Source organism: Deltaproteobacteria bacterium (genome assembly GCA_030690165.1).
Taxonomy (GTDB): domain Bacteria; phylum Desulfobacterota; class GWC2-55-46; order UBA9637; family UBA9637; genus JACRNJ01.
This window is the reverse complement of the sequence record JAUYHF010000035.1, coordinates 1-21666: the sequence shown is the minus strand read 5'-3', so window position 1 is coordinate 21666 and position 21666 is coordinate 1. Positions and strand designations below refer to the sequence as shown.

Below are 21666 nucleotides of genomic sequence, written 5' to 3'. Positions count from 1 at the left end.
GGAGAAGGACAAGACCTATGGGTGTGTTCAGCGACAGAACGAGTATGGAAAGAATACTGTATGCTGTATTTACCTATGAAAACAAAAAGGAGGGAACTAATACCCCTTTCTTACTGACACATAATAATTGACATTACCCTTTTGCGTCAGTCTGGTTAATATCAAACTCTTCTACGTCATTTTTCAGCAAATGACATCTGTTACATATTTTTTTCTTATATGGTTTCCCAGTCTTCTTAATATCTAAATAGGCGACATGCTTACAATCAGTTTCTATAGTCTTGTTTGCTCCGATAAAGAAGATGGTAATCTTTTCACCCGAAACATCTCCGACTAAACCGACAGACCGTTCCTGAATATCATTTATAGCCTTAGTAGCAACAACATAATCGCCTGCTTTTATAGTAATATTTGTCATTATAAAGACATCTTTAATTGGATATGATTGGCCATTTGCAAACGTTCCTGTGCAATCTTGCAATACTCTTCGGATATATCAATTCCTATGTATCTTCTATTGTTGAGTTTTGCCATTTTTAAGGTTGTCCCAGACCCACACATCGGATCAAATACTAAATCACCTTCATTAGTCCACGACAAAATGTGGTCTTCGGCAAGTTTCTCTGGAAACACTGCGGGATGTTTAAAGGCCATCTTATCATTTGTGGTTCCACCAAGCCCAACAGCATATTCCCAGATATTGTCCTTTACTTTCTCCGTCTTTAATTCAGCTAAGACTTTTTTTATTTTACCATCCGATTTTCTATTCGTTACTAACATCTCAAAACCTGCTCTTGCTGTTGGTACTTTTAGAGGGTTGAAAGTTTTAACCATCCCTTTTGCAAGAACAAACATAAACTCGAAACCGTTAGTATAAGCATTACTTCGCATAAACGGCGTGTTTTTCTTTTTGTAAATCATGATGTCATGCATCTTAAATCCTATTGTTTGAAAGAATAGAGCTTGATTGAATGGCGTTAGAAGCATATTGCCATTCTTTATTTTCTTGCCAACTACCCAAACTACAAGACCGTCTTTTTTCGTAATTCGATAAAGCTGATGAGCAATATTCTGAAAATCGAATTTGTAACCGTTGTAATCTCTCAAGTCATCATAAGGAGGGGAAGTAACTGTCAAGTCCACAAAATCATTTGGCATTTGTTTCATTACCGCTACACAGTTTCCTTCTATTATTTTATTTAAGATTTTTGCGTTATAATCTTCTTGAGGTTCGTTTATTTGTAATAAAGTTTCATTTATATTGCTTGCTTGTTTTTTATATATGCTCGGATTTTGAGGGGCTTCAAAGTATTTACTTTCTAGTAAATACTTCTCTATTTTTTCTTTGCTAAAACGTCTTTGACCGCCAGGTGTTTTTGTTGAGGAGATTATACCTTTCTTTTCCATTCGATAAATAGTGGCTGGACTTATACCAAGATATTTGGCTGTCTCTTTGGTTGTATAAATTGTCTTTTCTTCCATGTGCAATACCTCCGATAAAGTTTAAATTTGCTTTATCAAGACATTACAACACTAATCATCATTTGTCAAAGATTGTTTCAGTGTAGCGTTTCTGATAAATTCAACATTATCCATATACATTGTATATCTATGAATTGAGTAAGTTGAGCATGAAAATAGTGGTAAAACTACAAGAATCACAATAATAATTTTGTTCATGATTATTTTAATGCCTATATGCCTTTGATTCTGATTTTGGTTCTAATGCTTTTAATGCCTTTTATCCGTGCCAACGATCAAGGTGAGGCGACGGGGCAACCAGCATTACAAAAAACCGCAGAGGCTATTCCCGGTCGCCTCGACCTGCTTGTTGGGGTCGCCGTGATCTTTTGCCCTTACTTGGTTCACTATATGTTGCCTCTGTAATTATATCGGCATCAAGAAAATCATTTTGAATGTCATGAAGACATGCTCGAAAAAAATCGTGCGCGTCGTCAAAAAGACTGAATATTTGATCAAAAACAGTCTTTGCAACTTTGGCTTGGCGATTAACTAACCCGAGTCCGCCAACCTGTTGCGTCAGCTTGTGAACCATTGTAATCCGGATTTGATTCAATCTGTGACACTGGGACAATAAATCTTTCTTTTGTTTGAAATCAATGCTGTGCTCCAATTCATCCAGCAAGGCACCAAACATAGGATTTTTTCTTTTCTTGAAGTGGAGTTCTAACGGATAGAGAGAGCACTGTGTAAGAAAGTGGATGTCCTCAAGGAGTAGTTCAATCATATCGGAGCTAATTTGATGATATATGGCTACAGCCGCGATATACCCTTCAATAGTATTCTTAGAAAATGCCTTATCTGCCATATCGTTCAAGATTGACAGGTGCATCGGATCTCTAAACGCAGGCCAACTATTAGCATTTTTCAGTTTGTCTTGAAGTTCTTTTTTGTAGGTCATTTTTATCCCCAACATTATATTTTATGCCGCATGCGTCTATTGGTTGCGATTTTAGCTAATACCACGTGTTCCGTCAAGAGAAACCTCTATTCTATAGATGGTCAACTTATTGAAATACAAAGGAATTAATTTATGCTTGATTATTATGTCGCATGCTATGTAATATTCGAAGTAATTATGTTTGGTTCATTTAAACAGTTTTTGAGCACAATAGAGAGGCTTCCCGAGAAGAATCTTTACTATGTAACCTCTGATTTATTCGTCATGCCCGTGTAAACGGGCATCCATGTATTTGAATTTGCTGGATTCCCGCTTTCGCGGGAATGACAATTACGGAATTAATCAGAGTTTACCTATTATTTAAAAATGATGAGTTTTTAAGAATGAACTGTCAAAATAATTTTGTTATAATCACTCCATGCGTTTTATCGCCGACCTACATATCCATTCAAAATATTCAAGGGCAACCAGCCCGGACATGTCCCCAGAAAACATCTGGAAGTGGGCGCAGTTAAAAGGGATTACTGTAATAGGCACAGGGGATTTCACCCATCCAAAGTGGTCTGATGAACTAAAGGAAAAACTTGAGCCAGCAGGCAGCGGCCTATTCAGGCTGAAAAAAGAATTTCAAACCGATGAAATTCATGATTCATGCAGGCAGGATGTCTTTTTTATCCTCTCCGCAGAGATAAGCTGCATCTATAGCAAAAACGGAAAGACCCGCAAGATACACTCCATAGTATTTGCCCCTGACTTTGCCGATATTGCAAAGATAAACGCAGCTCTCTCTCGTATCGGAAATCTCAGCGCTGACGGAAGACCCATACTTGGGCTTGATGCAAAGGAGCTTTTAAAGATTGTGATGAACGAATCTCCTGATGCCATGCTCGTCCCTGCCCACGCATGGACGCCGCATTTTTCAGTGTTCGGCGCAGCATCAGGTTTTGATTCCCTTGAAGAATGTTTTGAGGAGCTGACCCCTCATATCCACGCCATTGAAACAGGCCTTTCCTCAGACCCGGCCATGAACCGGAGGCTTTCAGCCTTAGACAAAATTACCCTTATATCCAATTCCGATGCCCATTCACCTGCAAAGATAGGCCGCGAGGCAAATATCTTTGATACAGAAATTTCTTATAAGGCAATGATGGATGCGCTCAAAACAAAAAAAGGTTTTTCAGGTACAATAGAATTTTTTCCTGAAGAAGGAAAATATCATTACGACGGCCACAGGCTTTGCAAGACAAGCCTCTCGCCAAAGGAGACGATAAAACACAACTACCTTTGTCCTGTATGCAGTAAAAAGGTTACGGTGGGTGTGATGCACAGGGTAGAGAGGCTCTCAGACAGGGAAGAAGGTTTTGAATTAAAAGGCGCGCCGCCTTTTTATTCCATAATCCCTCTGCCGGAGATTATTGCAGAGGTCTTGAAAGTTGGCGTGAGCAGCAAAAAAGTGGACAACGTATATCAAAACCTCCTGCAAAAACTCGGCAGCGAATTTAAGATATTAATCGATGTGCCTTTGGATGATATCAGAAGGGCTGGCTCACCGCTTCTCAGTGAAGCCATTTCCATGATGCGTTCAGGAAATGTTCACATCGCCCCGGGCTACGACGGCGAATTTGGAAAGGTAAAAATATTTGAAGCAGAAATAACATAACAATAAACACTACGTTTGTTGCATGATAGCGGAATCGAATATAAACAATACTTGACTAACCTGTTAGTTTACTTTACTATAAGTTTAAGGGGGTTTATCAATATGCATACTGTAAACATACATGAGGCAAAAACACATCTATCAGCAATACTTAAACGTGTGGAAAGTGGAGAGGATATTTTGATTGCAAAGGCAGGGAAACCTATAGCCCGTGTCAGCCCGATACCTGCCTCATCAGGCAAAAGACAGCCAGGCAGTGCAAAGGGGAAGGGAAAAATTATTATGACTCAAGCCTTCATGGAGCCATTGCCGGAAAATGTTCTAAAGGAATTTGAAAAATGAAGGCATTGCTGGATACCCATGTGTTCTTATGGTGGATTATGGACGATGAAAGATTGACTCCATATATACGGGATTTCATCGCAGATGAAGGGAATGACCTGTTTTTGAGTTCAGCAAGCTGCTGGGAAATAGCGATTAAAACAAAAATAGGCAGGCTGAAACTTAAAGAAAATCCTGAAAAATTTATCCCCGACCAAATGATTGCCAATAATATCTCAGGACTGCCGATACAATTAGTTCACGCCCTCCATGTTTATAACTTACCGGGCCATCATAGAGACCCTTTTGATCGGATGCTTGTGTCACAGGCTCGTATAGAGAAGATTCCGATAATTACCAATGACCACCTGATTGCTGATTACGATGTCAAAATTCTATGGGATAAAAAGAGAAGGCGGCATTTATAGCCTGAGTGTTCCAATCTCTTCACTGTCTTTTGGTTTCTCAAATGCCACCTACATTAATAAGCGGGAATAGACAGTGATTGCCGACACCACTGCCTTTGAGCGGCAGAATGAATGTATATACGACTTAAGCGAATTCATGAAAAAGTGTGTTGACTGAATGACCCTATGATCCCCCAAACATCCCTTGATTCCCTTGAATTCAACAAACTCCTTGAGATAATCGCCGGGTATGCGCACAGCGATCCTTCTCGTGATGCTATCTTTTCCATCACGCCGCTTTCCAGCAGAGTTGAGATTGAAAAGAGATTTGCCTGCGTAAAAGAAATCTGGCGGATGTCGCAAGAGGAGAGACCGCTCGGCATCCTTCCGTTTAACGATATTCTTCCTGCCTTGCAAAAGGTTCGTCCTGAAGATGCAATCCTTGAGCCTGTTGAGCTTGTTTGCTTGATGGATTTTCTCCATGCTGTGCATGAGGCAGTGGCGCAGATTAGGGCGGGTTTAAAACACGCCCCTACACAATCCTCCCTTAACGAACTTACGAAGAACATTACCGACAGGGGAGAGTTGCTGCATAGACTTAATAACTCTATTGACAGGGAGGGGAATATCCTTGACAGTGCATCGCAGGCTCTTGCAGAACTCAGGGCAAAAAAGAGGGGGCTTGAAAACAGGATTATAAAGAGGCTTGAGGAGATTACCAGAGATGAAAACACAGCGCCATTTTTGCAGGATACTTTTATCACACAGAGATCAGGAAGATGGGTCATTCCTGTAAGGATGGATTCAAAAGGACAGGTGTCCGGCGTAGTGCACGATGTGTCAAGGACAGGAGAGACCGCATTTGTCGAGCCTATCGCCATCATAGGCCTTTCCAACGAATTGGAAAATATTATTGCCGATGAGAAGGGTGAAGAGATAAGAATTTTGCGGGAACTTGGCAGACGAATACGGGAGATTGCCGATGAGATTGAAGGGGAGTTTAAAACTTTAGTTTTCCTTGATCTGATAAACAGCGTCGCCTGTTTTGCTGAAGGATTCCACATGCAGATTCCTGAAATTAACGAGCAGAATGTTATGCGTCTTGCAAAGGCAAGACATCCCTTGCTGCTTTATGCCGCGGCAAGGAAGGGTAATGCCGCGGAGATTGTCCCTATTGATGCGCATCTGGGCGGAGATAAAACCGTAATGGCGATAACAGGCCCTAATGCAGGCGGCAAGACTGTTGCGATAAAGACCATCGGGCTGTTGTCGGTCATGGCTTTATCAGGCATGCCTGTGCCGGCAGATACTTTAACAACCATTCCATTGTTCAAAAATCTTCTGGTGGATATCGGCGACAGGCAGTCCATTGCGGATAATCTCTCTACATTCACAGCCCATCTTGCAAATATGATGGAGTTTCTGAATAAGGCGGATTCCGAAACCCTTGTGCTGATAGATGAACTCGGCACAGGCACAGACCCGGAAGAAGGGGCAGCGCTTGCCTGCACGATACTGGAGGAGTTGAAGCAGAGGATGTCTTTGATCTTTGCCACAACGCATCTTACAGATGTAAAGGTGTTTGTTCACAAGGCAGACGGGATGGTCAATGCCTCTATGGAATTTGACAGGGAAACACTTGAGCCGCTCTACAGATTGAGACGGGGTGAGCCGGGACATTCTTTTGCCCTTGAGACAGCGAAGAGATATGGATTGCCGGAAAGGATTATAGAATCTGCAAAAGGCATGCTTGGCAAGAGAAAGGTTGACCTTGAAAATCTCATCAACGACCTTGACCAGAAGAGGAGAGATTATGAAGAAGCCCTTGAAAGTGTTACGAGACAAGAAACGGAATTGAAGACAAGAGAAGAACGGATAGAGGAATTGGATAGGGACGCCGAAATCCGCAGAAAAGAGGCGCTTGCTAATGCGTATAAAGAGGCGTCTGATATTATCTCCGACATAAAAAGAAAGATGCATGACATTCTTCTTGAGATTAAGAAGAAAGACAAAGACAGGATAAAAGAGCTTCTTAATGAAGTTGTATCTGCGCAGGAACAGGTTGTTGAAAAGGCAAAAGAGTATGAGGCGGCTGATATTGAGCATGTGCCAATGGATGAACTCAAAGAAGGGGATGTGGTGTTTGTAAAATCCGTGGGTTATGATGCAACGGTTGTAAAACTTTTTAAAAAGAAAAATCGCCTGCTGGTGAAGGCAGGCAGCATGGAGATGGAAGCGCCTTTGTCTGACGTAGGAATTAAGAAAGGCAAAATTGCGAAGATGCAGAAGCGCTATATTAAACCTGATATGTCAGAGGCGGCAGTTGCAGCAGAGATAAATATCATAGGTCTGCGGGTTGACGAGGCGCTCTCAAGACTTGAGCAGTTTTTGAACGACGCAACGCTTGCCGGACTTTCCGAAGTTGTAATAATTCACGGGGTAGGCATGGGTATCCTTGCAAAGGCTGTGCAGGGGTATCTTTCCGGTCATCCTCTGGTAAATAATTTCAGAAGCGGGGAACAGTTTGAGGGAGGGGGAGGGGTGACGGTGGCGAGTTTGAAGTGAGAATATGAACACATCCCTAAACACTTACAGGAAATAAGCCAACGAAAAAAATATAGCTGTTTTGGTTCAGACCCCATTTATCCTGATTTTAGGACATTTCTATTTTGGCTAAATAGGGCATTATCATTTTGGGGTTACAATTCAGCTTGCTATTGCCTTGCAAAATTTGCTATAATCCAAACATATTAAATTAGCTGTTCCAGGAAGGAAACGAATATCAAAACGTATGCCCCGGAATGACTCCGGGGCTTTTTTTTGGAGCAAGAAAGAAGGAGATTATGGATTTTAAAAAGTTTTACCTCAATGCCGCCGTGAATGCAGGAGTAACCTCGGCAGGATATGTTACGCCGACTCCAATCCAGACCCAGGCCATACCTGCCGTAATGCAAGGGCGGGACGTCATGGGCCTTGCCCAGACCGGCACAGGAAAGACCGCCGCATTTGCGCTGCCGATACTGCACCGTTTGATGCAGGGTGGGCGCGGCTATGTGAGGGCGCTCATTATCGCCCCAACGCGCGAACTGGCGGAGCAGATACATCAGGCCATTCAAACCCTCGGAAGCAAGACCCGCTTTCGGAGCGTTACCGTTTACGGCGGAGTAAACATTAACCCTCAGATTCAAAAACTGAGGCAGGGCGCCGAGATTGTTGTTGCCTGTCCAGGTCGTCTGCTCGACCATATCGGACAAGCAACCATCAACCTGTCCCGGCTGGAAGTTCTGGTTCTCGATGAGGCAGATCACATGTTCGACATGGGCTTTTTGCCTGATATACGGAAAATACTTAAACGAATCCCCAGTGAGCGGCAGACCCTCCTCTTTTCGGCCACCATGCCCGAAGAGATAAAACGTCTTGCCCACGAAACGCTCCGCAACCCGGTTACAGTGCAGGTGGGGAGCGGTTCTCCTGCGGTTACCGTGAGCCATGCCATCTACCCTGTTTCAGAGCACCTCAAAACCGGTCTGCTCCTTGAGTTGCTGCATCATACGGATACCGAATCAGTGCTGGTCTTCACCCGCACCAAACACCGCGCCAAGCGTCTTGGAGAACAACTTGCCAAGGCCGGTTACAAAGCGGCCTCGCTTCAGGGAAATCTTTCCCAACACCGGAGACAGGCGGCTTTGGACGGGTTTCGTAACGGCACATTCCAGATATTGGTTGCAACAGACATAGCTGCACGCGGCATAGATGTATCGCAGATTTCTCATGTCATAAACTTCGATATTCCCAATACAGTCGAGGCATATATCCACCGCATAGGCCGGACAGGCCGCGTTGCCAGAAGCGGCGATGCCTTCACCCTTGTAACCTCAGAGGATACGGTCATGGTTCGTACAATAGAAAAGGTCCTCCATTCCCAACTTGAACGTCGGACTCTCGAAAACTTCAACTATAAAGCCCCTGCGCATCAGAAGGAACATTCGATGGCAAGGCCGCCTTTCCGGCCAGCCGCAAAAAAGACGGGTGCGCCTTCTCACGCACGGCATAAATCCAGCCCTGCAACCCAAGGTTCAGGCGCCCCTAAACGACACTTCAAAGGCACGCGTACTGCGCGATGAATAGCGCCTTCCGAACCGGATTGGTTATTGCCTGATTTGACAAAATAGGAAAAGAGATAGGGGTTGGATGGGGCATTTTGATAAAGGTCTGACGCAAGAGAGGGTGAAGCAGGGGAAAGTGAGTAGGGTGGGCATAGCCCACCCTACAAACTGTTTTCGCTTATGGCGTAGGTAAGATTGCTCGGCGTTTTTATTGCCATGGCAGTTGTAACAGGCGCTTGTATTCCAAATCTTGGGTCTGGGCATTGTGAATTAAGTATCATGCCCCCAGAATTTCCTCTTCGCTTTTTAAAATAAATCAGTCCTCTTTTCTCTATCCCTTAAGATAATGAAGAAAAGGGTATCGTTAGAAAAAATGCATAATAATGAAGACGATAAAAAGCAGAAAAAATATTGCGCCGGCTAGTGCTAAACGTTTATCTGTAGCGTCAAGGTCTTCGTAGATTTTAGGAGAAAGTAGTGCACCAAATAATGGCAATTTTTTTCTCAATGCAATAGCCATAAAGCATACTCCAGAGATTGCCCCGGATATTATTGCAAGAATTTCAAATATATTTTTTAATATCATAAAAAATGAGTAGGGTGGGACTGCGCCCACCAAAATATGCGGCAAAAAATCGGTGGGCTACATACTATTCAATATATTTTTAAAACATATCGCCGTCGCTGTATCCCCGCTTATCTCAAGTTTTCTTGAGAAAAATACGGTATCAGGATCTTCTTTGCCGAGGAGCAGGCCAAAGAACACTTTAGTCTCTCCTTTCATAACAACATCCGGCTCCTTTGCAAGATGCGGGATTGTTTTTATGTCGCCGTCTTTTATACGGAGATAAATTTTTTTGTTTAAATCCACAGCCTCAAATAAAAATATCTTGTCATCAATCTCCCTTAATCTTTCCTTAAACCGCTTATTGCCGTCAACTATCGCCCCCATCACAGCGCCCATGCCAATGGCCTCAATCCATAAAGGGATAAGCCGCAAAGGCAGCTTCAGAGCCTGTAAACTTTTTTCTTTGATTTTTTCTCTGACCCCTGACCCCTGATCCCTGACCCCTATAGTCATATCTTCACTCCAATATGCACAGCAGCAATGCCGTTAAAGAGATTATAATATTTGACCTTGAAGAGTCCCACATCTTCCATTATCTTTTTCAACTCTTCCTGCTTTGGAAATTTTCTGATGGATTCAGGGAGATAGGTATAGGCATCCCTGTTGCCTGTTACAACATTGCCTATCTCCGGCATAACCTTGAAAGAATAAAGATCGTAGAGTTTGCTGAATACTTTTGATGTGGGATGAGAAAACTCAAGGCAAATCACCCTTCCGCCGGGTTTTACAACCCGCATCATCTCCATGAATGCCTTGTCCAGATGGGTTACATTCCTTATGCCAAATCCGACGGCTGCGCAGTGAAATGTGTTGTCCTCAAAAGCTATCTCCTCTGCGTCCCCCTGCACATACCGGACATTTTTCAGAAAGCCCCTGTCAATGCATTTATCTCTGCCATTTTCCAGCATCCCCATATTTATATCGTAAACAACAACCCTGCCTTTTTCGCCGACCCTTTTTGCCATCAGCATGGCTATATCAGCGGTTCCGCCGCATACATCTATGGCCGAGTCTCCTGGCTTGAGATTGGTTTTTTCTGCTACAAACCTCTTCCAGAGCCTGTGTGTGCCAAGGCTCATGAGGTCGTTCATAAGGTCGTATTTGTCAGCAACAGAGGTAAATATATCCTGCACCATGCTTTTCTTTTCAGATGCAGGGATTATCTTGTTGCCGAAATATGTTGTGTTTTTGTTATCCATTATTTTTTGTCTTTCTTCGTCGCTGACGAACCCATTCGTAGTCCCAGAATGCCTGCCATTATAAAACCGATCCAGCTTAACGCAGGCAGGCCCCACAAGGCATAGCCGTTTTTGTATGTCATTGCGATAAATGACGAGCCTATAATAAGCGCCGCAATTATCATACCCATTGCAAACCTCTGGCCAAGGATATTTATTTCTTCTGACAATGTCTCCAGCCTGTGATGCACAAAGCCTATCTTAAGTTCTTCGTTCAGGGTCTTGCTCAGGATGGAATGAACCTGATATGGCACATCAGCCGCCATCTCTATAAAATTATCTATCCTCTTTTTGCCCCTTGCGTATATCCTGCCCGGCGACACCTTTTCCTTTATCATCCACCTGTAGATTAAAGGCTTTGCCACCTCCCACATATCTATATCAGGATAAAGTTGTCTGCCCACGCCTTCAATTATCACCATAGATTTCTGCAGGAGCAGGAGATTGGGCTGCAGCCGCATCTGAAAACGCCTTGCTGTCCGTATAAGCCTCATTATCAGATCAGATACGTTTATTTGTTCCAGTGTCCTGCCCAATACCGGCTCAGCTATATCCTTCAGCGCCTCCTCAAATTCTCCTATATCAACATCTTTTGAAATGAGCCCCATTTCTCTGTGTATCAGCGCCATATTATGATAATCCTGTTTTATAAGATGAAACAACAGGCTGGCAAGATATTTTCTCAGGTTTTCATCAAGCCTTCCGACTATGCCGAAATCAAGATAGATAATTGTGCCGTCATCACCCGCAAAGATATTTCCAGGATGGAGGTCTGCATGGAAGTAGCCGAATTCAAATACCTGTTTGAAAAACGCCCTGATTCCGTTTTCAGCAATCTTTTTTATATCAAGGCCCTTGGCCTTTATCTTCTCAGTTTCATCAAGGGGTGTGCCGTAAATCCTCTCCAGGGTAAGCACCTCGCTCGTTGTCCAATCCCAGAAGACCTTTGGAACCTTTACTGTAGTGTCTCCTTCAAACATCTTGCAGAACCTGTTTACATTTGCCCCTTCCACAGTAAAATCCTGCTCCCTGTGTATGACCCTTGCAAATTCCTCAACAACCTCCATAGGCCTGTATCGCTTTGCCTGAGGCACATATCTGTCCAGAAGATCTGCAATGGTGTGCATTACAGAGATATCTGACTCTATGATTTTATCTATGCCTGGCCGCTTTACCTTTACAGCTGCCTCCTGGCCGTCCATAAGCACTGCATAATGCACCTGGGCAATGGATGCGGATGCGCACGGAATTTCTTCAAATATTTTAAACTTTTTACTGAGCGGCGCCTTGAGGCCATGCTCTACAACCTCCCTGACCTTTTCAAATGAAAACGATGGCACAGCATCCTGAAGCTTTTTAAGCTCCTCAATCCAGTCAGGCGGTAGAAGGTCTGCGCGCGTGGATGCCACCTGCCCCAGTTTTATGAATGTTGGGCCAAGTTCCTCCAGCGCCAGCCGCACCCTTTCCCCTGTGCTGAGCTCTCTTTTTGCCTTTTTCAGCAAAAGCCTTTCAAAAGAAGACAAGAAGGGGAATATCCGTATTTCCTTTACAAGCCAGCCAAAACCGTATTTGATGAGGATGACTGCTATTTTATGAAGTCTTCTGATGTTTGTGTATGTTCCCACTCCATTTCCTCTTTCAGCCATTTCTAATATCGGCATTCGGCTGTTGTTGGCTTATGCAATGGATTGTGCCGAGGCCGTAGGCCAGGTCTCTACAGTTTATACCTATGGCCCTGCGGTCAGGAAACTGACGCTGGATAATATCTAACGCCTTCGCATCGTTTTCATGGCCGAAGACTGGAACCAATACTACGGTATTGCCTATATAAAAGTTTGCATAGCTGGCAGGCAGCCTCCCTTGTCCGTCTCCTATAACCCCTGGCATAGGCAGCTTTATGACATTCAGGCTGTTTCCATTTTGGTCTTTTGAGCCACGAAGTATTTCGTAGTTTTCGTGAAGTATGGTGTGATTTATGTCGCTTTTGTTTTCTTCATACGCGCAAAGGACAGTTGTGGTATTTACGAACCGGGCGATATCGTCTATGTGCCCGTCCGTGTCGTCTCCCTCAATACCGTTTTTAAGCCAGATGATTTTAGTTACGTCCAGATATTTCATGAGATATTCCTCTATCCCGTATTTATTCAGATTGGGATTTCTGTTTCTGTTAAGCAGACACTGCTCGGTGGTAAGGAGCGTCCCTTTTCCGTTTACCTCTATTGAACCGCCTTCAAGCACGATGCCTGGGGTGAAGTATGGGATATTCATATTGCGGTTGATAAATTCAGGGATATGCGTGTCCTTCATCAGACTCTCGTATTTTCTTCCCCACGCATTGTATATCCAGTGGCTCATGGCAAGACCGCCGTTCTTTTTATCCACGAGAAATATCGGGCCATAATCCCTGAACCAGACATCCGCATAGTCATATATGTGAAATACAATGCCATCAGGGTTTACACTACGCTGTTCCAAAATCCTTTGCGCCTTATCTTTCATTGCGCTGTCTTTCACAAGGAGGTTCACCTTTTCGCTGCCCTGCAGGGCCTTGATTATTTCGCCATAAGTCTTTTCCACCTTTTCCACACGGCTGGGAAAGGTGATTGGGTCGTGCGGCCATGCAAGCCATACTGCATCATGCCTCTCCCATTCAGCAGGCATGGAGTAGCCGATTTTTTTAGGTGTGCTCAATAATTGTGTCATTTGCAGATGGGCTGATATGTATCAGGCCTCCTATTATTCAAAAAGCCCCAGCCCTCACGAATCCTTTTATTCATGCCCAGATCCACTTGGACAACCAGCGCCTCTTCCTCCTCGCTGCTTGCCTTTTTTATCACTTTTCCAAAGGCGTCTGAAACAAATGAACCGCCCCAGAAGTTAAGCCTATCTTCCTCTCCAACCCTATTGACTGCCGCGACATGAACGCCGTTTGCCACAGCATGACCGCGTTGAACTGTCTCCCATGCATTGTGCCAGTCGCCGTCCTGCGATGTATGCCCCTTTATCCAGCCTATAGCCGTGGGGTAAAAAATTATATCTGCGCCCATGAGCGTATTTATCCTTGCCGCTTCCGGGTTCCACTGGTCATAACAGATGAGGACTCCGATGGAAGCGAACCTGGTTTTATAGACCTGATAACCCAAATCGCCGTCTTTAAAATAATTCTTCTCATAGAAGAGCTTATCAAAGGGGATATGTATCTTGCGATATACGCCCAGAATGCCTCCGTCCGCGTCTATGGTAACGGCGGAATTATAATAGCTGCCGTTCTGCGCCTTCTCAAAGAGGGGGACTATAATTACAATGCCCAACTCTTTTGCCAATCTTGAGAAGAGGCTTACCGTATCTCCGGGTATCGTTTCCGCAAACCCTGATGCGTCAAGCCTTTCGTGCTGGGGAAAATAGACGGTGCTGAAAAGCTCCTGAAGGCAGATAATCTCAGCGCCTTCTTTTGCCGCCTTTCTTACCAATCCGACAGTTTTACGAATATTCTCCTGAATATCTTTCGTAACCGATGTCTGGATGAGACCTATGGAGACTTCCGTTCCCCGATTAAAGCCTTCGGGGGCATGTCTTTTTTGATTCATATAGAATACCCCGCCTTGCCCCTTTTTATTTCTTTTCTAACTTCTCAATTCGTTTTTCCAGCGCATCCACCTTTTCCCGCGCAACTTGCGCCATCTTTTCTATAATCTCCATATCGTCTTTTGTGGCAACCTTGAATTTTTCCAGAAGATGCTGGACAGCCTCTTCTATTTCCTTATCAACCTTTTCCTTCCCAGCCTTTACAGTGGCAATAATCTCTCTGACCGCCTTTGTGCCTTCCTCTACCAATTTGTTTTCCAGTTCCTGCTTTGGTGGAAGTTCTCCACCTTCTCCTGTCTTTGCCTCTTTCCCCTCACTTGCCAATTCATTCAAAATATCTTTTGCTCTTTTTTCCAAGCCAATTCCTATCAAAATAGCTTTATCCAGTATGTCGGTCATGGTGTCCTCCTTTAAATTTATATTATTCATTGAATCAATAACTCTGATTTTTCATATTCCTTCCCTGCTTTTCCAAAATACCACCCATTGCAAAATCCCTGCGGACTTGTTTCTTGAAGCATTGCCATACCTTCATCCGGCCCTATTATACCATCAAGCCGCTTTTTAAATACATCTACAATCTTTTTTGTATGCTGATATTGCGGAGAGATTCGCAAAGCATTTACGCCGATGATTTTTAAATCTTCAATTACCTCAACCAGTGTATAGGTTAAGGCGCTTAAGACGGATGTTCCGTTGATTGTAAAAGTCGGTTCTCCTTCAATAGTTTTTAAAGGCATGCCGTCAAGGTGAAGTTTGCAGTGATGCTGGCAGTTAGCTTTATTCAGCCCGTATGCCCTTGATGTATAACACCTCCACGAAAATGCCAGCGGAACCTTGCCGTGGGCAAATACCTCTGAATATATACCAGTATTCTGTATGCAATGTCTAATGGAATCCCTTGAAAGCTCTACAGGAAAGACAACCCTTTTAACTCCTAACCCTTGCAGAAATTCTATAGATGGGACATTGTATGTGGTTATATGGGGACCAGCAATAATCTCTTTCTGGCTTCTGACTATATTAAATACTGACATGTCATTTGCCTCAACTGAAAAAGGCAATGCGGCAATATCTCTTGTCAACCTTAACTCCTCCTCATTGCTCACCACCGCAAGACTTGAGATCGCCACTTCTTTGCCTGCCTTCCCCAGTTTCTTGCCAATTTCTTCAATCTCTTTAACAGAAAGTCCCTTCTTCTTAACGCATACCACCTCGCCCAGATACACCCTGTCCACAGGCATATCCGCCACTTCATCATAGAACCTTAAAAGTTCCTCTTTTTTCCAGTCAAATAAGACCGGTCCGATGGTAAGTTGCATCTAAAAATATCCTCTCTTACCCCATCCCCACCCTAACCCTCCCCTTGAAGGGGAGGGAACAAAAAAAGTCTCCTCTCCCTCAGGGAGAGGACTGAAACATCCTTAATGGATGTTTCAGGTGAGGGTGGGGTTGATTTTCATTCTCATTTTATGAGCCGCTGGCTTATGGATGTTCCATATAATTACCTTTTGCCTTTTAACTGCTCAAATATCTTTTTAACTTCCTCTCTTACATCTTTCTTCCCCATTCCTTCCACATTCTCTATAACAAAATCAGCACATTTTTTCTTTTCATTTAAATTCATCTGGGCTGAAATGCGGTCTTTTGCCTCGTTGTAAGAAAGGCCATCCCTTTTCATCAATCGCGCTATCTGGGTTTTTTCATCCGCATACACCACAATTACTTTATCCATTTTTTTATGAAGCCCGACTTCAATGAGAAGCGCTGCATCAACTACAATAATGGCCTTTGGGTCTTTATCCTTTATAGCTAAAATCCTTTTATCTATCTCCCCCAATATCCCCGGATGAGTTATTTGCTCAAGCCTCTTTCTAAGTTTTGGGTTAGAAAAGACAATAGCGCCGAGGGTCTTGCGGTTTATGGTCTTATCAGGATTCAGTATCCCTTGCCCAAATTCCTTAACAATATTCTGATATGCGGGCAAACCGGGCATAACCATCTCTCTCGCTATCTCATCAGCATCAATGAGAAGCGCGCCGAGCCGTTTTAATTCCTCAGTAACAAGACTTTTCCCTGATGCGATGCCGCCTGTAAGACCGATCAGCATTATACACCCTCAAATATTTTTATTCTCTCAAAACCTGAATGGCGATGATTAAGCCATTTGTTGCGAGTGCGTAGGTTGGGTTGCGTTTTTCAACCCAACGATTTATTGCAATGGTTTGTTGGGTTTCGCAAAGCTCAACCCAACCTACACGGCTCTGCTCTGCAACAGCTTTTGCGTCATACTTCCACTTGCGTCCCAACTTCCGTTCAAAATCCGCTCTGCAACAGCATGTCTCAAGACAGTCCGGCTGGTCTGTCTGTCCCAACTTCCGTTCAAAATCCGCTCTGCAACAGCAGATGTCATGCAACTCTTTGGAATATGCAGAAAAATTGTGTTTTCCCCACATTTTTTCACATATCCAAGTGCTTTATGGAGGGCTTTGGCGCTGGTTTTTTTCCGGTTCTTGTTCTGCAAGAGACCGGGCAACCCCCATCTGGATTAGGGACTTGAATGCCTTCGGCGCCTCCTCCTGCCTTCCGACTTCCACCCAGAAATCAGGCAGAGCATTTTTGAACGAAAAGCCACCTTTCCCGGAAGACTCCCTAACACGGAATCCGGCTGGACTGCTGCCGGACTGAACCGTTGTCCCGTGAGTCATCGTTCTGGTGGCAATCTGCCCCGTTGCCGAGGCTGCCGCTTGGGCTGCGGCATATTCTTCTTTGGTCTTTTTGAGTATATTAAATGCGCTGTTCAAATCTCTATGATGTTTTGCATTGCATTCTGTGCATCCCCATTCCCTGACAGAAAGATTTTCCTTTCCTGTTGGGCCTGTCTTTGCCCCACAATTTAAGCAGGTCATTGTTGAGCCTGCCTCGTTTATATCAGGATATACAACCGCCCCCGACCTTTTTGCCTTTTCTTCAACCATCCTGCGAAGCGTGGCAATAGACCTGTCCCTTCCGCCCCTGCGGGTCTTTTTTACGCCTTTTGGTCCTTGCTTTGATTTTTCTTCTTCAAGTTCTTTTAGTTTTTCTTTTGCGCCTTCAACATTTGCCTTAACCTGTTTTAAAAGCGCCTTTCGTCTTTTTCTATACGACACCTCTCGTTCAGGTTCCCAATGGCCTATGCCTATGCCGTCGCACCCTTCAACCAAAAAACGGCTTATCTTATGCAGGACATCAAGCCGCTGGTTTGCAATCCTGTAATTCAATCCCCCGACCTTGCGGGAAAGTTTTTTCCAAGAGTTGCTCATCTCTTGACGAACCATTTTCTTTTCAAGCCGTTCTTTTTCTTTTGCAATTGTTTTATTTCTCTCTTGTTCAGGAAGTTTTTGAGTTGACCGCTTTGCAGAAAATTGAGCCAGCTCTTTGTTTATCTCATCCTCTGTCCTTTTTCTTTTTGGTCCCTGTTTTTTGGCAAGGTTCTGCTGGATTTTTTCCAATTTATCAAGCCCCTTTTCAAGAAACTGATAATGGATTGCTGCCTGTCGCGCCTCGGAGGTTTCGGCATTATGAAACGCAACAGTCAGGGCTGTTTTCGCGCCCGGGTCTATGCCTGCCCACCAGCCCGCCTGCATCGGCGCAATCAGCCATGCGCTGTCTGGAACTTCGCAGGCTAAAACTGCAAAGAAATGCCCTGCCCGCTCATTCACGGTCATTTGCTTTATCCTGCTTCCCTCTGGGATTTCCCTGTGATATGCCGCATCAATCCATCTATTTCTTTCGTAAAGCGGGTTTATAAAAATCTGGTGACCACGGTTTCGCCGCTTTGCGCGGAATATCTCTGAAATCTTATCTGATTTATCCTGCGGTATCTGAAATGAAAATCCATCGCATCTTCTTTTATAATTCGGCTCGCCTGTTGCGCCATAAGCCCGCTGTTCTTTAGACGGCTGAACCGCCTTATTCCATCGGTGCGACTTTGCGCTGCCGGAGATGTTGAATCTTACACTGGAAAGACTCATGCTTGGCTCAAAAGACTTATCCATATACGCCTTTGCGGCATACCCGGCGTATTTATTTATTGCCCTTATGAGTTGCCAAAACACAGTAAGTTTTGGCAATTTTCTCCTTTCAATCCCATTTGCTATTGCCTCTTTTCTTTTTGAAACTTCTTCTTGATGTTTTGTTTTAAGTTCGTCAGCCAGTGATTTTACATCAAATAATTTTTCAGGCGGCAGGTCTCCCAACACATTGCCAATAATATTTTTAAAGTCATAGCAGACTGTTGCTTTTTCAAAATCCATGTCAGGATATTTTTTTTGAATGGCATTGACCCGCTGTGCTTGCGTATCGCTTTTTTCGGCAGAGAGACAGGCATTGATTACATATTCAATTTGACCGGAGACAAGAGCGGCCTTGAGTTTTTTTCTAATAGTAACAGCCTTGTTCCACTGATATTTGGATTCCCTGAGGATGCGATAGAGTTGCGCCCTTTGCGGTCTTGTCGGGAATATCTCGTATTTATAGTTTAGAAGATTCGGCATTGTTTTAAATTCCAATCTTTTTTGCTTAAGAAGAAATAACGGCAGTTATCCTGTTACATGATGCTTAATGTAACATTTGCCTGATAAAGTATCTCCCCGCTTCCAGCCGAGATGCTGTAACCTTGCAACCCCATTAGAAAAGGATTTTCTAACGGGGTAAATTACCTTCAAACTTGTCCCCCGTATCAAGTACGGGGCGGGCTCTGCAAGTATTAAGCAGGGATCAGTATCCGTCGCTTCGTTTATTCTTGGCATATTACCAACTTTTTGTTTCATCTCAAAAGCCTATCTTTCTCCTTTTCGGTTCCGGTGAAGCCATCAATTGACGAATGGCGTCAAAAACAACCTTGAATTGTGTGTCATAGTTCTTTTCAAGCTCATCAAGTCTCCTAGAAAGTTCTTTATTGGAAGCTATCATTTCTCTTAATTTGACGAATACCCTCATGATAGCGATATTAACTTGAATTGCTCGTTCACTGTTCAATGCACTTGAGAGCATTGCCACACCCTGTTCTGTAAAGACATAGGGAAGATATCTGCGGCCGCCCCTTCCACTCTTTGAGGTCACAAATTGTGACCTCAAACTTATAACTTCTTGATTGTTAAGCTGAAACATAAAATCTGGCGGGAAACGGCGAGCATTACGCTTGACAGCTTGTATAAGTACTTTAGTTGCCACTCCATAAAGCTCCGCAAGGCTGCTATCAAGCATAACTTTATGCCCACGGATCAAAAGAATTTTCCCTTCAATTGCTTCGATTGGAACAAGAGCTGCCATATTTGCCTCCATTTGAAATCACAATTTGTGATTTCAAGTTTTTAAACCCAATCTCATTCAACTGAAACATAAAGTCAGACGGAAATATGACAATCATCTCTCCTTCATCATTATAAAATTCAACTGCCTGCCTGTAATTTTGCCGTCTTTCCTGTATGAAAAAAATAAGTCATTTCTGCAGGATGTGCATAAATCTTCTACGGAAATATTTTTTTCCAAGATGCCGTTGCTTACCATCTGGCTTAAATTCGCCTTTTTTAAATCAAGCCTCCAGCCAGAATCCCCCCTGTCCCCCTTTGATAAAGGGGGGTAAAGGGGGGTTATAAATTCATTGTCTCTGAATTCTCTTGCAACCACCCCATCAACCTTATAACAGCACTGACCGATGGATGGCCCGATTGCAGCCAGAATTTCCTTTTTATCAGAGTCAAAATGTTTTACCATGGTTTCTATTGTCTTTTGAACAATGCGTTTTGCAGTTCCCCTCCATCCGGCATGCACAATCCCGATAATTTTTTTAACATGGTCAACCACCATAATTGGCACACAGTCCGCTGTCAAAATCCCGATTGCAATGCCATATTGATTGGTTATTATAGCATCTGCTGATGTTTTGGAAAGACCTGATATATCTTTCACAGGTTTATCAATGACAAGCGCATCGTTTCCATGAGCCTGATTTATTGTTAAAACCCTTGACGCATCAAAACCAAACAGCCTTCCAGCAATGGTTTTGTTATGTTCTACATTTTTAATATCATCCCCGTCTCTTGTATCAAAATTTAAAGATGAAAATGGCGGTTCGCTTATTCCGCCGACTCTGGAGAGAAAGCCGTGTCTTATGAAATCCAGCGCATCAAGGATGTGCGATGATGCGTATTTTATACCGGCCTCTTGTTTTAACATCCTTCCTCTATAGCGCTTATAACCTCTTTCATATCATCCGGCAAGGGAGATGTAAACTCCAGATATTGTTTTGTTTCAGGATGGATAATGCCGAGGGTTTGCGCATGGAGGGCCTGTCGTTTTAAATCTTTTAACAGGGCGGTTATCTTTGACGGGAGCCCTGAAGGAATAACGTGTTTGCCATACACAGGATCTCCCACAACAGGGTGATGAATAGCCGACAGGTGGACTCTTATCTGATGAGTCCTTCCTGTTTCAAGACTCGCCTCAAGGAGCGTAAAATTATTAAACCGTTTTATTACCCTGTAATGCGTAACTGCCCTTCTGCCTCTTTTTGTCCTGACAGACATCTTTTTTCTTTCAGATATATGTCTGCCTATAGGGAGGTCAATCGTGCCTTCATCTCCTTTAACAATCCCCCATACAAGCGCTAAATACCTTCTTTTAATAGAGTGCTCTTTGAATTGTTGAGATAGAGATTGGTGCCCTTTATCTGTTTTTGCCGCTATGAGAACGCCTGATGTATCTTTATCTATGCGATGGACTATGCCTGGCCTCAAGGCGCCGCCTATGCCTGAAAGGTCTTTGCAGTGGTAAAGCAGGGCATTTACAAGGGTCCCTTTTACACATCCTGCGCCAGGGTGCACTGTCAGGCCGGGCGGTTTGTTTATGACAATGATATGTTTATCCTCATACAGAATATCCAGCGGGATTTTTTCAGGTTCCGCCGCAATGGCTTGAGGGAGAGGGATAGTAATAGCAATCTGATCCCCGGTTTTTATCTTTGCGCCTGCCTTGGCCGGCTTGTTATTAAGCGATACAAGTCCGTCTTCTATTAAATTTTTTATCCTTGATCGGGTTAATTCGGGAAATTTTTGTGAAAGGAAAATATCCAGCCGGATATTTGCATCTAAAGGAATAACTGTAAATGTATGAGTCATGGTAATGTCAATTATTATGTGTCAGTAAGAAAGGGGTATTAGTTCCCTCCTTTTTGTTTTCATAGGTAAATACAGCATACAGTATTCTTTCCATACTCGTTCTGTCGCTGAACACACCCATAGGTCTTGTCCTTCTCCT

General features: G+C 43.6%; 20 protein-coding genes and 2 pseudogenes. 5 read left to right on the top strand and 17 right to left on the bottom strand.

Going from position 1 to position 21666, the window contains the following annotated elements; all coding sequences use genetic code 11:
• Positions 1-133: 133 nt before the first annotated feature.
• The 4 genes and pseudogenes from Q8P28_06270 to Q8P28_06255 form a co-directional block, all read right to left on the bottom strand.
• Positions 134-418 (bottom strand): hypothetical protein, encoded by a 285-nt coding sequence (locus tag Q8P28_06270; GenBank protein ID MDP2682395.1) that lies wholly within the window; start codon positions 416-418, stop codon positions 134-136.
• Entirely contained in the window at positions 418-1167 is a 750-nt protein-coding gene (locus Q8P28_06265; protein ID MDP2682394.1) for a site-specific DNA-methyltransferase, read from the bottom strand. Before Q8P28_06265 ends, Q8P28_06270 begins: the two co-directional genes overlap by 1 nt.
• 162 nt (positions 1168-1329) lie before the next feature.
• Positions 1330-1482 (bottom strand): annotated as a pseudogene (locus Q8P28_06260) (helix-turn-helix domain-containing protein).
• A gap of 322 nt (positions 1483-1804) precedes the next feature.
• Positions 1805-2422: a hypothetical protein gene (locus Q8P28_06255; protein ID MDP2682393.1), complete on the bottom strand. Its 618-nt coding sequence runs from the start codon at positions 2420-2422 to the stop codon at positions 1805-1807.
• 418 nt (positions 2423-2840) lie between these two features.
• On the opposite strand from Q8P28_06255, the gene Q8P28_06250 reads away from it, so the two are divergent.
• From Q8P28_06250 to Q8P28_06230, 5 genes are all read left to right on the top strand, one after another.
• On the top strand, positions 2841-4082 hold the full coding sequence (locus tag Q8P28_06250; protein ID MDP2682392.1) for an endonuclease Q family protein: 1242 nt from the start codon (positions 2841-2843) through the stop codon (positions 4080-4082).
• Between the two features lie 102 nt (positions 4083-4184).
• Complete coding sequence (locus Q8P28_06245) at positions 4185-4424, top strand: type II toxin-antitoxin system Phd/YefM family antitoxin (GenBank protein MDP2682391.1); 240 nt, start codon at positions 4185-4187, stop codon at positions 4422-4424.
• Positions 4421-4831, top strand: a complete 411-nt coding sequence (locus tag Q8P28_06240; protein ID MDP2682390.1) for a type II toxin-antitoxin system VapC family toxin — start codon at positions 4421-4423, stop codon at positions 4829-4831. Before Q8P28_06245 ends, Q8P28_06240 begins: the two co-directional genes overlap by 4 nt.
• Positions 4832-4996: 165 nt before the next feature.
• The gene (locus Q8P28_06235) at positions 4997-7375 is read left to right on the top strand and encodes an endonuclease MutS2 (protein MDP2682389.1); all 2379 of its coding nucleotides are present in this window, start codon (positions 4997-4999) and stop codon (positions 7373-7375) included.
• 278 nt (positions 7376-7653) lie between these two features.
• Positions 7654-8934: a DEAD/DEAH box helicase gene (locus Q8P28_06230; protein ID MDP2682388.1), complete on the top strand. Its 1281-nt coding sequence runs from the start codon at positions 7654-7656 to the stop codon at positions 8932-8934.
• A gap of 346 nt (positions 8935-9280) precedes the next feature.
• Here Q8P28_06230 and Q8P28_06225 read toward each other — a convergent pair whose 3' ends face one another.
• The 13 genes and pseudogenes from Q8P28_06225 to Q8P28_06165 all read right to left on the bottom strand — a co-directional run bounded on the left by Q8P28_06225 (position 9281) and on the right by Q8P28_06165 (position 21527).
• Positions 9281-9502: a hypothetical protein gene (locus Q8P28_06225; GenBank protein MDP2682387.1), complete on the bottom strand. Its 222-nt coding sequence runs from the start codon at positions 9500-9502 to the stop codon at positions 9281-9283.
• A gap of 57 nt (positions 9503-9559) precedes the next feature.
• The gene (locus Q8P28_06220) at positions 9560-9997 is read right to left on the bottom strand and encodes an SCP2 sterol-binding domain-containing protein (protein ID MDP2682386.1); all 438 of its coding nucleotides are present in this window, start codon (positions 9995-9997) and stop codon (positions 9560-9562) included.
• Complete coding sequence (gene ubiE, locus Q8P28_06215; GenBank protein ID MDP2682385.1) at positions 9994-10743, bottom strand: bifunctional demethylmenaquinone methyltransferase/2-methoxy-6-polyprenyl-1,4-benzoquinol methylase UbiE; 750 nt, start codon at positions 10741-10743, stop codon at positions 9994-9996. The genes Q8P28_06220 and ubiE overlap by 4 nt, the downstream gene beginning before the upstream one ends.
• Positions 10743-12443 carry a 2-polyprenylphenol 6-hydroxylase gene (gene ubiB, locus Q8P28_06210; protein MDP2682384.1) on the bottom strand — a complete coding sequence of 567 codons (1701 nt, stop codon included), beginning with the start codon at positions 12441-12443 and terminating at the stop codon, positions 10743-10745. Before ubiB ends, ubiE begins: the two co-directional genes overlap by 1 nt.
• Positions 12421-14369 (bottom strand): annotated as a pseudogene (locus Q8P28_06205) (agmatine deiminase family protein). The gene ubiB and the pseudogene Q8P28_06205 overlap by 23 nt, the downstream one beginning before the upstream one ends.
• A 25-nt stretch (positions 14370-14394) precedes the next feature.
• Positions 14395-14766 (bottom strand): hypothetical protein, encoded by a 372-nt coding sequence (locus Q8P28_06200; protein ID MDP2682383.1) that lies wholly within the window; start codon positions 14764-14766, stop codon positions 14395-14397.
• 26 nt (positions 14767-14792) lie between these two features.
• A complete protein-coding gene (locus Q8P28_06195) occupies positions 14793-15689 on the bottom strand; it encodes a U32 family peptidase (protein MDP2682382.1) in 897 nt (298 codons plus the stop codon).
• A gap of 182 nt (positions 15690-15871) precedes the next feature.
• Positions 15872-16477, bottom strand: a complete 606-nt coding sequence (coaE, locus tag Q8P28_06190; GenBank protein ID MDP2682381.1) for a dephospho-CoA kinase — start codon at positions 16475-16477, stop codon at positions 15872-15874.
• Positions 16478-16496: 19 nt separating this feature from the next.
• The gene (locus Q8P28_06185) at positions 16497-16742 is read right to left on the bottom strand and encodes a hypothetical protein (protein MDP2682380.1); all 246 of its coding nucleotides are present in this window, start codon (positions 16740-16742) and stop codon (positions 16497-16499) included.
• 102 nt (positions 16743-16844) lie between these two features.
• Entirely contained in the window at positions 16845-18917 is a 2073-nt protein-coding gene (locus Q8P28_06180) for a zinc ribbon domain-containing protein (GenBank protein ID MDP2682379.1), read from the bottom strand.
• A gap of 262 nt (positions 18918-19179) precedes the next feature.
• Complete coding sequence (locus tag Q8P28_06175; GenBank protein ID MDP2682378.1) at positions 19180-19680, bottom strand: ORF6N domain-containing protein; 501 nt, start codon at positions 19678-19680, stop codon at positions 19180-19182.
• Between the two features lie 93 nt (positions 19681-19773).
• Entirely contained in the window at positions 19774-20586 is an 813-nt protein-coding gene (gene pgeF / locus Q8P28_06170; protein ID MDP2682377.1) for a peptidoglycan editing factor PgeF, read from the bottom strand.
• Positions 20580-21527 (bottom strand): RluA family pseudouridine synthase, encoded by a 948-nt coding sequence (locus Q8P28_06165; protein ID MDP2682376.1) that lies wholly within the window; start codon positions 21525-21527, stop codon positions 20580-20582. The genes pgeF and Q8P28_06165 overlap by 7 nt, the downstream gene beginning before the upstream one ends.
• Positions 21528-21666 lie beyond the last annotated feature (139 nt).